The following is an 11,861-nucleotide window of genomic DNA, read 5'->3' as shown; positions in this document are numbered from 1 at the left end:
TACACACATGAAGAAGATCGTCGTGATTTCCGGCGGCCTCGGGTCGCCGTCGTCCACCCGCGTGCTGAGCGACGACATCGTCGCCCGGCTGCGCGACTCCCTCACCGAGAAAGGCGAGGAGCTCGAGGTCACCGTTGCGGAGCTCCGCGAGCTGGCCCATCCCATCGTCGACGCGATGCTCACCGGGTTCGCTACGGGCGAGCTCGCGCGGATCACCGAGGCGGTGGCCGACGCCGACGGTCTGGTGGTGGTCAGCCCCACGTTCTCCGCCTCGATGTCCGGACTGTTCAAGAGCTTCTTCGACATCCTCGAGATGGACACCCTCAAGGGCACGCACATCCTCATGGCCGCTACCGGAGGCACCGAACGCCACTCGCTGATGCTGGAGTTCGCGATGCGGCCGCTGTTCAGCTACCTCGGCGCGCTGCCGGTGCGCACCGCGATCTTCGCCGCCACGTCGGACTTCGGCGGGCCGGGCGTCGGCTCCCTCGACCGACGGGTCCGCGCCGGCGCCGCGGAACTCGCCGACGCCCTGGTGGGCTCACAGCCGACCGCGAAGACGGAGGAGTTCGTCGAGTTCGCCACCCTGCTGGGGAACTGACCGGACGTATGCTGAACGACGTGCTTCCCGATCGCCGACTCCTCCTCGTCCACGCCCATCCCGACGACGAGTCCAGCCAATCTGCCGCCACCATGGCCCGCTATCTCGCCGAGGGGGCGCAGGTCACGCTGGTGACGTGCACGCTGGGCGAGCTCGGGCAGATCCTGGTGCCGGAGTGGCAGCACTTCACCCCGCAGGAGTTGGGGGCGCACCGCCAGCAGGAGATCGCCGAGGCTATGGAGATCATCGGCGTCACGGACCACGTGTTCCTGGGCGGGCCGGGCCGCTACCACGATTCCGGCATGGTGGACACCGACCTCGGCAAGGCGGGCATCCCCGACGAGATGCCCGACAACGCGTTCTGGCTCTCGGACCTGCTGGAGGCCGCCGATTACCTGGTTGAGATCATCCGCAGCCGCAAGCCCCAGGTGGCCGTGACCTACGACCCGCACGGCAACTACGGCCACCCGGATCACATCAAGGCGCACCGCACGCTCATGTACGCCGTCCAGCTGGCCGCGACCCCGTCGCACCGCCCGGACCTCGGCGCACCCTGGCAGGTGCAGCGCATCCTGTGGAACACCCACAACACGTCGCGCTGGGCGGAGGCCTACGCCATCGCCCGCGAGCGCGGGCTCAAGCTGTGGGGCGAAGGCGACCACGACCACGCCGACGAGGACATGACGCAGCGCTTCGGGCCGGACCCGGAGCAGATCGTCGCGGTCGTCGAACTGCAGCCGTACCTCGACATCTGCCGCAGGGCGCTGCTCACACACCGCAGCCAGGTCAAGGGCGACGACCCGTTCTGGCAGTTCTTCTCCATCATGCAGGAGCTTCCGGGCTCCGGGGAGGCCTATCTGCTGGGCGCGGGAACGCCGTTCCCGCAAGGGGATGGGCCGGCCTCGGACCTCTTCGAGGGCCTTGATGTGGCGGACGCATAGAATTGCGTGCATGAAGACCAGACTCGCCGCAGTTGCCGTCGCCGTCGTCGCCGCCCTGTCGCTGGCCGCATGCACCGACGACACCGAGCCGACGACGCCGCCGCAGGAGACCGCCGTCGCGCCCCAGCCGGGCGACACCGCTCCCGCGGTGGGTGAAACCCAGCCGGGTCTCCCGCAGGAACCCCAGGAGGGTTTCGAGGGTGAGATCCAGACGGAGTCCATCAAGGTCGGCCCCATGGACGTCACCGTGCCCAAGGGCATGAAGTTGCCTGAGAGCACCATCGTGACGGACTCGCAGGAGTCCTACGTCATGATGATCGACGAGGACCCGCAGCCCGTCATCGACGCGGTGTTCAGCAGCGCCGAGGAGGCCGGCTACGAGGTGTACGCGGAGCTCGACAACGGCTCCACCGTGTTCGTCGGCAACGGCAACGCCGTCCTGTTCGACGCGTATCCCAACGCGCAGATCCTGACCTGGGGCCCGGAGGCCATGAAGGACGCGCTCGCCCAGGGCTGACGCCCGTTGGTTGAGCCGACCACCCGCGAGGAATGCTGGTTGAGCCGACCACCCGCGAGGAACGAGCGGCGTGGTCGTGTCGAAACCCGGTGAGGTGCCCGGCGACCTGTCCCGCCCCGCCGCAGATGCCTACGGCTAGGCTCTCTGCATGACGGAGAGTCTCCAGCCAGCGCCCGGACAGGTCCTCGACGGGCGGTACCTCCTGGAGGAGCGGCTCGGCCGCGGCGGCATGTCCACCGTGTGGCGTGCCCTCGATCAGGTGCTGAACCGCCGGGTGGCGGTGAAGATCGTCGCGGAGATGGAGGACGCGGAGGTCACGGCGGAACGCTTCCGCCGGGAAGCCCGGGCCACCGCGGCGCTGAACCACCCCAACATCGTCACCGTCTTCGACGCCGGTGTCGACCATGACCGCCCCTACCTCGTCATGGAACTGCTCCCCGGCCGGACCCTCTCTGAGGATCTGCGGGAGCGCGGCGCGTTCCCCGCCGACGAGGTGCGCAGCATCGCGCTCCAGGTGGCGGCAGCCCTCGGGGCCGCCCACGAGTCGGGGCTGGTGCACCGCGACATCAAGCCCGGCAACATCGCCCGCACCGCCGACGGCGGGGTGAAGGTGGTGGACTTCGGCATCACCCATATCATCGACGAGGCCGTCTCCGAGGGGCATGCCCCGCTGACCGCCACGGGCGCTGTCATCGGCACGGCCGCCTACCTCGCGCCCGAGCAGGCGCGGGCCGAACGTGTCGACGGCCGCGCGGATCTCTATGCCCTGGGTTGCGTGCTCTACGCGTTGCTCACCGGAAAGCCCCCGTTCCAGGGCCCGACGGCGGTCTCCACGATGATGGCCCACGCCACCGAGCCGGTGCCCGACATCCGCGAGGCGCGGCCGGACGTGCCGCCGCAACTGGCCGCCGTCGTCACCGCGCTGCTGGCGAAGGATCCCGAGGCGCGCCCGGCGAGCGCCGAGGCGGTGGCCGCGGCCCTGCAGGCCGACACCGCGCAGGAGGCGACCCAGCTGCTGCCGCCCCCGGTCGTGGGCGAAGAGACGATGACGGTGGTGCCGGCCAGCGACCTCCCCGCGCCCACGCGGGCCCACCCTGCGGACCCGGCTGGCCCGGCCGTCGGGGCGCCGGTGTCGCCCACCCGGGCCGTGCCCGTGGAGGAGCCGGAGGAACTGCCCCCGCCGCGGGATGAGGAGCCGGACGGACGCAAGGGCATCCTGGTGGGGATCGTCGCGCTCGCAGTGCTGGTGGCCGCCGGCTTCGGCTGGTGGCTGCTCACGCGCGACGCGGATCTCACCACCACGCCGGATCCGACGGCCGCGGCCCCGGCCACCGAATCGCCTGAGGCCACCATCGAGCCGGCCTTCGCACCCACCGAATCCGTGCCGGCGGAGGAGCCCACCGTCGAGCCCACGACGGTGGAGCCCCTGCCGGAGCCGACGACGACGCACCCTGAACCCGTGCCCACGGCGCCCCCGCCTGTGGTGGAGGAGCCCGCCACTCAGGAACCGCCGGCCGAGGAGCCGCCCGCGGAGGAACCCCCGGCGGAGGAGCCGCCCGCTGAGGAACCCCCGGCGGAGGAGCCGCCGGCCGACGACGGCGCCGACACCGCGGCAGCGGCCGAGGCCGCGCAATCTGCAGCCGACGACCTGAGCAACGCGGTGAGGGACCTCACCACGGGCGGCGGGCCGATGGACAACGAGGACCGAAAGCGGGTCGACGAGGGCCTGCGTGACCTGGCCGCCGCGCTGCGTGACGGCAACGACCAACAGGCCAGCGACGCCCTCAGCGCCGTCGACCAGGCGCTGAGCGACTCGGGGCACAAGGACCAGTTCACCGGCCTCTACGACAACCTCAAGAACCTCGTCGACGCCTGGAAGGCGGCCCTCTGACCCAGGGCAGTCTCATTCCCTTCGACCCGGGCGCCGGGCGCGCGGCTCAGGAGGCGGGGAGCTGAGCAGCGTGCCCGTAGAAGAGGATGGCGAACATCAGGAGCATCGCGAGCACTGACACCAGCACGAATCCGGTGACGGCGAGGACGCCGATGATGAGGAGCTTGCCCGCGTGGCTCTGGGGCACGTGGCCCATGTGTCCCTCGAACTGCCGCGAACCGCTCGCACCAGATGCGGTTGGGAGGGCTCCCGCAGGTGCGGGTGCATCGCGGCCTATGCGTCCGGGAGGCCCAGCAGGGGGCGCAGTTCGTCGACCGTCGCCACGGAGTGCTCGGCCGGGTCGTCGACGGGGGCCTCGGGCGACTCGATGGTCGCGGCCGTGATCCCCGCCGCCATGGCCGCCTCCGCGTCGATGGGGCGGTCGCCGACGGCGAGGCAGCGCGCCGCGTCGAGGCCGTGGCGCTCCAGCATCGTGCGGTACATCTCCGGGTCCGGCTTGCGCGGGTGCCCCTCGGAGGTGGAGATGAGGTCGTCGACCGCCAGGCCGAGCCCCTCGAGCAGCGACTCGGCAGAGCCCCGGTCACGGTGCGTCACCACGAGGTTGAGGCCGCCGGCGGCCGAGACGTCGCGCAGCAGTTCCCGGGCTCCCGCCATCACCGGCGGCGGCCAGGACGTCCAGTCGTGCTTCAATGCGCGGTTGGCCTCCTCGAACTCCGCCTCCGGGATGCCGAACCGTGTGCTGAGCGTGGCGATTGCCTCGCCCGTGGAGCGGCGGGTCAGCACCGCAACCTCCGCGTCCTGCAGCTCGTGCCCGTGGCGGCGCACCACGTCGGCCAGCGCGGCGTCGAGTGCGGGGTAGGTGTCGACCAGCGTGCCGCCGAGGTCCCAGAAGACGAAGCTGTACATGCCAAAAGACTAGGCCACGTCCCTGGTCGGCCATGTGCTGCAGTGCGAGCAATTCGACGTACAGGTGGCGACGGTCGGCCGCTCCGTGCCGCCGCTGTTTCTTCTCGCCTGTGATGTGTCGTCGGCGCCGAGCAGCAACTCAGGCGAAGGAATCTGCGTTGGCGAGGACGCACCGAACGTTGGCGAGGTCCCCGGCGAGATGCTCTGGAGAGATCGTTAAAACAGCTCTGACCAGGTCGATTAACGCCGTGGAGCGTGGCCCTGAGACAATGAGGGCATGATCATCGCACTCGACGAAGCCAACTGGCAGACCGCGGAATGGCCCCTGGGGGCGCATCCTTCGGCCGAAGGCATCACGTTTGCGGTCTACGCGCCGGCCGCCACGCGCGTCCAGTTGGAGATCTACCCGGAGGCGCTGGGCGCCGACGCGTCGCACACGTTCCTCCCCGCCCAGGGTGAGGATGGCGTGTGGCGCGCCAACGTGCAGGGGCTGCCGCTCGGCGCGCTGTACGGCTACCGCGTGTGGGGCCCCAACTGGCCTTACATCGAGACGTGGGAGCCCGGCACCGAGGAGGGCTTCGAGGCGGATCTCGATGAAGACGGCAACCGCTTCAACCCCAACAAGGTGCTGTTCGACCCGTACGCCCGCGAGATCACCCACAACGTCTACTCCGACGGCATCCTCGACCACGGCACCGACGCGATGTTCGGCACCGGCGGTGACGACATTGACGGCGTCACTCGGCGCTCCATTGACACCGCCCGCCAGGCGCCCAAGGGCATCGTGATCACCGATTTCACGCCGGTGGCGGACAAGCCCCGCATCCCGACGGAGTCCGCGGCCATCTACGAGGTTTCCGTTCCGCAGTTGACCGGCCACCCGTCGGCCTGCCGCCTCGGCGACCTCCTGAAGGCCGAACCCGGCTTCGAGGGCGTGGAGAACATCCCCGACGAGTACCGCGGCACCTACAAGGGCGCGGGCATGATGGCGCCGTACCTCAAGGCGCTGGGCATGACCACCGTCGAACTGCTGCCGCTGCACCAGACCAACGCCTCAGAATCCGCCCGCCAGGGCTACACCAACTCCTGGGGCTACATGACGCTGAGCTTCTTCGCGCCGCACCGCGACTACGCCGTCGACAAGAGCTGGGGTGGGCCCACCCGCGAGTTCAAGGAGATGGTCTCCGCCTTCCACGCCGAGGGCATGGAGGTCTACCTCGACGTGGTCTACAACCACACCGCCGAGGGCGGCAACTGGCACGGCGACGTCAACACCACCGGCTTCACGTCGCTGGGCGGGTTCGCCACCTCGGAGTACTACCAGATGACCGGCGACTTCCTGCTGGTCGACGGCGCCACCGGCTCCACGAACCAGCTCAACTTCTCCTCGCCCGCCGCCTGCCAGTTGGTGCTCGACTCGCTGCACTACTGGACCCATGACATGGCGGTCGACGGGTTCCGCTTCGACCTGGCCACCGTGCTGGGCCGCAAGCCGGACGAGGCGCACCCCGACGACTGGGCCAGGCAGAAGCGCTTCTTCACCGACCACCCGCTGCTGGTCTCGATCGCCGAGTTCGCCGAGCGGGAGCACATCGACGTCATCGCCGAGGCCTGGGACCTGTGGGGCTACGAGGTGGGTAACTTCCCGCGCGGGTGGGGCGAGTGGAACGGCCGCTACCGCGACGCCGTGCGACGCTTCACCAAGGGCGACGGCAACACCGTCGACTTCCTCGACATGATCAACGGCGACTACCACCACTTCCACGATTCCGGCGGCGCGCAGAAGTCGATCAACTTCGTCGACGCGCATGACGGCTTCAACATGGTGGACCTGGTGAGCTACCAGGAGAAGAACAACGGCATGCCGTTCCCGTTCGGCCCCTCCGACGGCGGCTCCGACAACAACCTGTCCTGGGATTCGGGCGGCTCGCAGGACCTGCGCCGCCAGCGCGTGCGTAACTTGTGGACGCTGCTGTTCTTCTCCCGCGGCGTGCCCATGGTGGTGGCCGGCGACGAGTTCGGCCGCACCCAGAACGGCAACAACAACCCGTGGGCGCTGGATTCGGTGGCGATGCTCAACAACTACGCCATGATCCCCACCGCCAGCCCGCACACGGTCGACGTCGGCGCAGGCGTGGACGCGCTCTACCACGACAACTTCGGCACGTTCGACAACCAGGACGACGCCAACGGCCTGTTCCGCTTCGTCACGTTCCTGGCGAACCTGCGCCAGCGTCACGAGTCGCTGCAGCAGAGCAACTGGGGAGATCTCATCCCCGACAACGAGGACGTGTCCTACCTCTTCCACACGCCGTCGAACGTGGGCTACCCGGAGGAGGGTGACCGCGCAGTGGCGATCTGCATCAACAACCCCGACGCCGACTTCTGGGTGCTGGTCAACATGGCCGACGTGCCCGTCGAGTTCACCGTGCCCGCGCCGGCCGAGGGCAGCGTGCACCGTCGCCTCATCGACACCGCGTCGTGGGCCGAGCCGGCGCACAATTTCTGGCCCGAGGGCGAAGGCATGATCGTGGAGGAGACCACGACGGTGGAGCCGTGGTCGATCGTCGTGTGGCAGGAAGTGCCCCATGAGCCCCGCGACGTCCCCGTCTGGCGCGACTGACCGCTACCCGCGCCGGGGCGGCGGTTACAGGACCGCCTCCCGGCTTCGCCTGAACTCACGTCGCCTCCAGAGGCCGTAGGTGAGCACGAGGCCGAAGATCAGGCTGATGCCGCCGAGGATGGTGCTCGCCAACCACTTGTCGGCCCAGGTGACGATGCGCACCATGCCCTGGTTGCCGGGGATGTACTGCACCTCCACCGTGGAGCCGATCTCGTGCGGATGCGAACTGGCGAATTTCGACGGGGTGCGCACGGTGTCGCCGTGCTCGTCGGTCCATTCGACGATGATTTTCCACCCGTCGTCCCCGTCGTCGAACACGAAGTGCTCGTGCTCGACGACCGTGCCCTCCGTGGTGGGCGCGCCCCGGTAGCGCACGTTGTCCCACCCGGCCGCCACCGCGCCGATGAGCAGCCCCAGCGTGACCAGGGACAGCAGTACCAGCGCCACCGGTGACGAGGGGTCCATCCGTATGCCAACTCTCATGGCGTACAGCTTCCCACCCCGGGCGTGGTTCCGCGACGGTTTGCACAGGGGTTGTGGTGACAAGCCACACTGGAGACATGTGCACCCTCGCCGTTGTCTACAACCCCACGAAGATCGAACGAGCCGAGCTCGAGAAGATCGTCGAGCCCGCTCAGCAGGACGCCGGCTGGGAGGACACCCTCTGGCTGGAGACCGCGGAGGACGACCCCGGCACGGGCATGGCCCGCGAGGCCGTCGAGAAGGGCGCCGACGTGGTGCTCGCCGTCGGCGGGGACGGCACCATCCGCTCGGTGGCGGAGGGGCTGCGCGGTAGCGGCACGCCGCTGGCGCTCGCCCCGCAAGGCACCGGCAACCTCCTCGCCCGCAACCTGGAGTTGACGCTCGACAACCTCCCCGAATCCGTCGACGCGGCCTTCAACGGCGTGACGCGGGCGGTGGATCTGGGGGTGGCGCAGTGGTCGCGGCCCGGCGGTGAGCAGGGGGAGCGGGCCTTCGTCGTCGCGGCCGGCGTGGGCCTGGACGCGAAGATCATGTCCACCACCGATGAGGAGCTCAAGAAGAAGGTGGGCATGCTCGCCTACGTGAAGGCAGGCCTCGAGGCGCTCCTCTCGAACCACCGGATGCAGATCAGCTACCGCCTCGACGGCGAGCAGCCGCGCCAGGGGAAGCTGCACACTATCCTGATAGGCAACTGCGGCTCCATCGGCGGCAACGTGCTGTTGCTGCCTGATGCCGCCGTCGACGACGGGGTGCTCGACGTCGTCGGCATCCTGCCCAAGGGCATCTTCGGCTGGCCGCGCGTGGCGTGGAAGGTGCTGGTGGACAACTGGCTGCTGCGCCGCACGCGCAGCAAGTTCGTGCGCGAGCAGCGCGACCGCAGCCGCGAGTTGAACTACGAGCAGTGCCGCGAGATCGAGATCCACTTCCGCAACCCCGAGGAGGTTGAGCTCGACGGCGACCACTTCGGCGAGATCCTCACCCTGCGCGTGCACGTGGAGGAGGGCGGGCTGCTGGTGCAGATGCCCGCCGATTGGTCGCCCGCCGACGCGTCCTGACCCCGCGCCCCCCGATCACTCACATCTTGATGTGGTGTTGCTGACGGCCTCACATCTAGATGTGAGCGGCGGGGAGGGTGAGGCGGGGCCCTGAATCCACCCTGGGAACGCCGGCTGGAGGTGTCGTCGACGGCGGGCTGCCTCCATACTTTGACGCATGGAACTGCTTCCCATGACGTTCGCCTCGGGCTGGGCCTCCGGCATCAACGCGTACGCGACGGTTTTCGTGCTCGGCATTCTGGGCCGCTTCCTCGACACCGGCGGGGTGCCGGAGGGGTTCCAGCGCACCGACGTGCTCATCATCATGGGCATCCTGGCGCTGGTGGAGCTCGTGGCAGACAAGGTGCCGGTGGTCGACTCCGTCTGGGACGTCCCCTCGACGGTGATCCGGCCCATCGCGGGCGCCGTCATCGGCGCGCTTATCGCGGGGGCGCAGGGCGATCTCCTGACGATCACGCTGGCGGCCGTGGGCGGGGTGACCGCGCTGCTGAGCCACCTGTCGAAGGCGGGCATCCGGCTGGCGGTCAACACCTCGCCTGAGCCGGTCTCGAACGTGGGCGCCTCCGTGGCGGGCGACGTCGGCGTGGTGGGCGTGACCACCCTCGCCGTGCTGTTCCCGGTGGCCGCGGCCGTGGTCGCCGCCGTCCTGTTGGCGCTGACGATCTGGCTGGCCCTGGCGATGATGGCCAGGATCCGCAAGGGTTGGCGCTGGTTGAAGCAGCGGTGGACGGCGCCGCCGGCGACTACCTGAGGCGCTGGCGGGACGAGCCACGCCAGCGACACGGTGCCCAGCGCCAGCGCGCAGGCCAGCAGAAGGCGGATCAGTTGCATCAGTTGCTCCGCAGGACGACGCCAAGAAGGATCAGGGCGGCGGTGGTGGGTGGCGGCAGCAGATTGACGGCGGGCAGCAGCAGCTGGTCGACGGAGGGCAGCACGACCGCCTCCGGACCCACCTCGCGCGGCGGACCGTACTCGTCGACGAGCAGCGAGATCGCGTTGTCCGCGTCCCGCGGGAGGGTGCACCACGAACTCGAGTAGCTGCCGTCGGCGCCGTGGCCCCACACCCGCACCTTTTCTCCGATCGGCATCCGGCCCAGCCCGCAGGCCGTCGTCTGCTCGTGGGTGGTGAAAACGATGGCCGGGCGCTCCTCGCCCTTCCAGACCCGGTGCACCGTCGCGTCGTAGCTCGTCTCTCCGTACTCACCGGGGAGGAGGTGACGGCGGGTGAGGGTGATCTCTGCGACGAGGTCCACCTCCTCAACGACCTGCTCGTCCGTCATGTCCATGCAGCTGCACGCGAAGGCGGGCTGCACGTCGTCGGCCCAGAACGCGACGCCGCCGATCAGCGCCAGGGTGAGGGCGAGGATGAGTCTCAGCGGTTTCATGGGCGTGCTCCGTTCGTGATGCCCTCCAGTCTGGCGCGGGAAGGGGTCACGGGTGCCTCGAGGGGCGTTCCCGGAGCCGATTCGTTACCTGTCCGCTACCGCGGCTCCGGGGCCGCTGCCGTTCAGTGGGCGGCGAGCACGTCGTCGACGGGGGTGAACTCCCGCCCGAACGCCTCGGCGACCGGCTGGGACGTGAGCATCCCGGCGTGCGTGGCCAGGCCCTTGGCGAGCGGGTCGTCGAGCCGCATCGCCTCGCGCCAACCGTGTTCGGCGATGCGCTGGACGTAGGGCAGCGTGGCGTTGGTCAATGCCCAGGTGGAGGTGTTGGGCACCAGCGCGGGCATGTTGGCCACGCAGTAGAAGATCGAATCGTGCACCCGGTAGATGGGGTCGTCGTGGGTGGTGGGGCGCGAATCCTCGAAGCAGCCGCCCTGATCGATCGCGACGTCCACCAGCACAGAGCCGGGCTTCATCGTGGCCACCATCTCGTTGGTCACCAGTTTCGGGGCGCGGCTGCCGGGGATCAGGACGGTGCCGATCACCAGATCCGCCTCAGGCAGGAGCTCTCGCAGCGCCATCTCGGAAGAGCGCAGCCCGCGGACGCGGTTCTCCCAGCGCCAGTAGGCCTGGCGCAGCTTGTCGATGTCCGTGTCCAGCACCGTCACGTCGGCGTTCATACCCAGCGCGGTGTTGACCGCGTTCTGGCCTGCGGTGCCGCCGCCGAGCACCAGCACGTTGGCGTTGGGCACGCCCGCCACGCCGCCCATCAGCACGCCGCGGCCACCCTGCCTCTTCATCAGGTGGTAGGCGCCCAGCTGGGGCGCGAGGCAGCCGGCCACCTCGCTCATCGGGTACAGCAGCGGCAACATCCCGCTGGGCCGCTGCACCGTCTCGTAGGCGATCGACGTGCAGCCGGACGTGAGCAGCGCGTCAACGAGCGGCTCATCCGCGGCCAGGTGCAGGTAGGTGAACAGCGCGAGCCCCTCGCGGAGGTGGCGGTACTCCTCCTCGATGGGCTCCTTGACCTTCAGCACCAGCTCGGCGTCGCCCCACACCTGGTCCACGTCGTCGACGACGGCGGCGCCGGCCTCGCGGAGCGCGTCGTCGGTGAAGCTGGACGCCACCCCCGCGCCGGCTTCGACGGTGACCTCGTGCCCGCTCTGCGTGAGCTCCAGCACACCGACGGGGGTGATGGCGACACGGTTCTCGTTGTTCTTGACCTCGCGGGGGACGCTGATGCGCATAGGGGATCCTTCCGGTTTCACGCCAGGCTAGCCCTCCGTGGCGCGGGAAGGGGAGAGTCGCCGCTGAGGTCGCCCCCGGCTGGGATGTCGCGACGGGTCGCAAGGCTGAGAGTTCTCAGTCGACGGCGCCAGGTGTGAGCACCTAAAGTGCTTGTCAGGGTCGGTGGCAGGGGAATCCTGAACGAAATCCTGAGAGATTCTTTGGAAATCCGCAT

Annotated in this window: 12 protein-coding genes; 7 read left to right on the top strand and 5 right to left on the bottom strand. The window is 69.4% G+C overall.

From position 1 onward, the window contains the following. The first annotated feature begins 7 nt into the window (after nucleotides 1-7). The 4 genes from BN1186_RS03645 (at nucleotide 8) to BN1186_RS03630 (ending at nucleotide 3,950) form a co-directional block, all read left to right on the top strand. The gene (locus BN1186_RS03645) at nucleotides 8-601 is read left to right on the top strand and encodes a CE1759 family FMN reductase (RefSeq protein WP_040282586.1); all 594 of its coding nucleotides are present in this window, start codon (nucleotides 8-10) and stop codon (nucleotides 599-601) included. 20 nt (nucleotides 602-621) lie between these two features. Further along, complete coding sequence (gene mshB / locus BN1186_RS03640) at nucleotides 622-1,542, top strand: N-acetyl-1-D-myo-inositol-2-amino-2-deoxy-alpha-D-glucopyranoside deacetylase (RefSeq protein WP_246043231.1); 921 nt, start codon at nucleotides 622-624, stop codon at nucleotides 1,540-1,542. A gap of 10 nt (nucleotides 1,543-1,552) precedes the next feature. After that, entirely contained in the window at nucleotides 1,553-2,059 is a 507-nt protein-coding gene (locus BN1186_RS03635; RefSeq protein ID WP_040282584.1) for a hypothetical protein, read from the top strand. Between the two features lie 148 nt (nucleotides 2,060-2,207). Then, nucleotides 2,208-3,950, top strand: coding sequence for a protein kinase domain-containing protein (locus tag BN1186_RS03630; RefSeq protein ID WP_052459738.1), 1,743 nt, complete (start codon nucleotides 2,208-2,210; stop codon nucleotides 3,948-3,950). Nucleotides 3,951-3,996: 46 nt separating this feature from the next. Here BN1186_RS03630 and BN1186_RS15375 read toward each other — a convergent pair whose 3' ends face one another. Both BN1186_RS15375 and BN1186_RS03620 read right to left on the bottom strand, forming a co-directional pair. Further along, nucleotides 3,997-4,146, bottom strand: coding sequence for a hypothetical protein (locus tag BN1186_RS15375; protein ID WP_180349011.1), 150 nt, complete (start codon nucleotides 4,144-4,146; stop codon nucleotides 3,997-3,999). Nucleotides 4,147-4,223: 77 nt separating this feature from the next. Next, complete coding sequence (locus BN1186_RS03620; RefSeq protein ID WP_040282583.1) at nucleotides 4,224-4,856, bottom strand: HAD-IA family hydrolase; 633 nt, start codon at nucleotides 4,854-4,856, stop codon at nucleotides 4,224-4,226. Between the two features lie 277 nt (nucleotides 4,857-5,133). Between BN1186_RS03620 and BN1186_RS03615 the strand changes: the two genes are divergently transcribed. Next, nucleotides 5,134-7,479 carry an alpha-amylase family glycosyl hydrolase gene (locus BN1186_RS03615; RefSeq protein WP_052459737.1) on the top strand — a complete coding sequence of 782 codons (2,346 nt, stop codon included), beginning with the start codon at nucleotides 5,134-5,136 and terminating at the stop codon, nucleotides 7,477-7,479. Nucleotides 7,480-7,503: 24 nt separating this feature from the next. Here BN1186_RS03615 and BN1186_RS03610 read toward each other — a convergent pair whose 3' ends face one another. Next, nucleotides 7,504-7,962, bottom strand: coding sequence for a DUF3592 domain-containing protein (locus BN1186_RS03610; RefSeq protein ID WP_139650801.1), 459 nt, complete (start codon nucleotides 7,960-7,962; stop codon nucleotides 7,504-7,506). Between the two features lie 77 nt (nucleotides 7,963-8,039). On the opposite strand from BN1186_RS03610, the gene BN1186_RS03605 reads away from it, so the two are divergent. Next, on the top strand, nucleotides 8,040-9,017 hold the full coding sequence (locus tag BN1186_RS03605; protein ID WP_040282581.1) for a diacylglycerol/lipid kinase family protein: 978 nt from the start codon (nucleotides 8,040-8,042) through the stop codon (nucleotides 9,015-9,017). Nucleotides 9,018-9,174: 157 nt separating this feature from the next. Further along, nucleotides 9,175-9,768 (top strand): DUF4126 domain-containing protein, encoded by a 594-nt coding sequence (locus BN1186_RS03600; RefSeq protein ID WP_052459736.1) that lies wholly within the window; start codon nucleotides 9,175-9,177, stop codon nucleotides 9,766-9,768. A 79-nt stretch (nucleotides 9,769-9,847) separates the two neighbouring features. On the opposite strand, the gene BN1186_RS03595 is transcribed toward BN1186_RS03600, so the two are convergent. Both BN1186_RS03595 and ald read right to left on the bottom strand, forming a co-directional pair. Continuing rightward, a complete protein-coding gene (locus BN1186_RS03595; RefSeq protein ID WP_040282579.1) occupies nucleotides 9,848-10,402 on the bottom strand; it encodes a hypothetical protein in 555 nt (184 codons plus the stop codon). Between the two features lie 122 nt (nucleotides 10,403-10,524). Then, nucleotides 10,525-11,646, bottom strand: coding sequence for an alanine dehydrogenase (gene ald / locus BN1186_RS03590; protein WP_040282577.1), 1,122 nt, complete (start codon nucleotides 11,644-11,646; stop codon nucleotides 10,525-10,527). Between the last annotated feature and the right edge of the window lie 215 nt (nucleotides 11,647-11,861).

Source organism: Tessaracoccus massiliensis (assembly GCF_000826065.2).
Taxonomy (GTDB): Bacteria; Actinomycetota; Actinomycetes; order Propionibacteriales; family Propionibacteriaceae; genus Arachnia; species Arachnia massiliensis_A.
This window is presented reverse-complemented; position numbering and strand designations above follow the sequence as displayed.

Bases quoted from the DNA above. Each gene is read 5' to 3' on its own strand.
- BN1186_RS03645 (WP_040282586.1), top strand. From the start codon at position 8: ATGAAGAAGATCGTCGTGATTTCCGGCGGCCTCGGGTCGCCGTCGTCC.
- BN1186_RS03635 (WP_040282584.1), top strand. From the start codon at position 1,553: ATGAAGACCAGACTCGCCGCAGTTGCCGTCGCCGTCGTCGCCGCCCTG.
- BN1186_RS03630 (WP_052459738.1), top strand. From the start codon at position 2,208: ATGACGGAGAGTCTCCAGCCAGCGCCCGGACAGGTCCTCGACGGGCGG.
- BN1186_RS15375 (WP_180349011.1), bottom strand. From the start codon at position 4,146: ATGGGCCACGTGCCCCAGAGCCACGCGGGCAAGCTCCTCATCATCGGC.
- BN1186_RS03620 (WP_040282583.1), bottom strand. From the start codon at position 4,856: ATGTACAGCTTCGTCTTCTGGGACCTCGGCGGCACGCTGGTCGACACC.
- BN1186_RS03615 (WP_052459737.1), top strand. From the start codon at position 5,134: ATGATCATCGCACTCGACGAAGCCAACTGGCAGACCGCGGAATGGCCC.
- BN1186_RS03610 (WP_139650801.1), bottom strand. From the start codon at position 7,962: ATGAGAGTTGGCATACGGATGGACCCCTCGTCACCGGTGGCGCTGGTA.
- BN1186_RS03605 (WP_040282581.1), top strand. From the start codon at position 8,040: ATGTGCACCCTCGCCGTTGTCTACAACCCCACGAAGATCGAACGAGCC.
- BN1186_RS03600 (WP_052459736.1), top strand. From the start codon at position 9,175: ATGGAACTGCTTCCCATGACGTTCGCCTCGGGCTGGGCCTCCGGCATC.
- BN1186_RS03595 (WP_040282579.1), bottom strand. From the start codon at position 10,402: ATGAAACCGCTGAGACTCATCCTCGCCCTCACCCTGGCGCTGATCGGC.
- ald (WP_040282577.1), bottom strand. From the start codon at position 11,646: ATGCGCATCAGCGTCCCCCGCGAGGTCAAGAACAACGAGAACCGTGTC.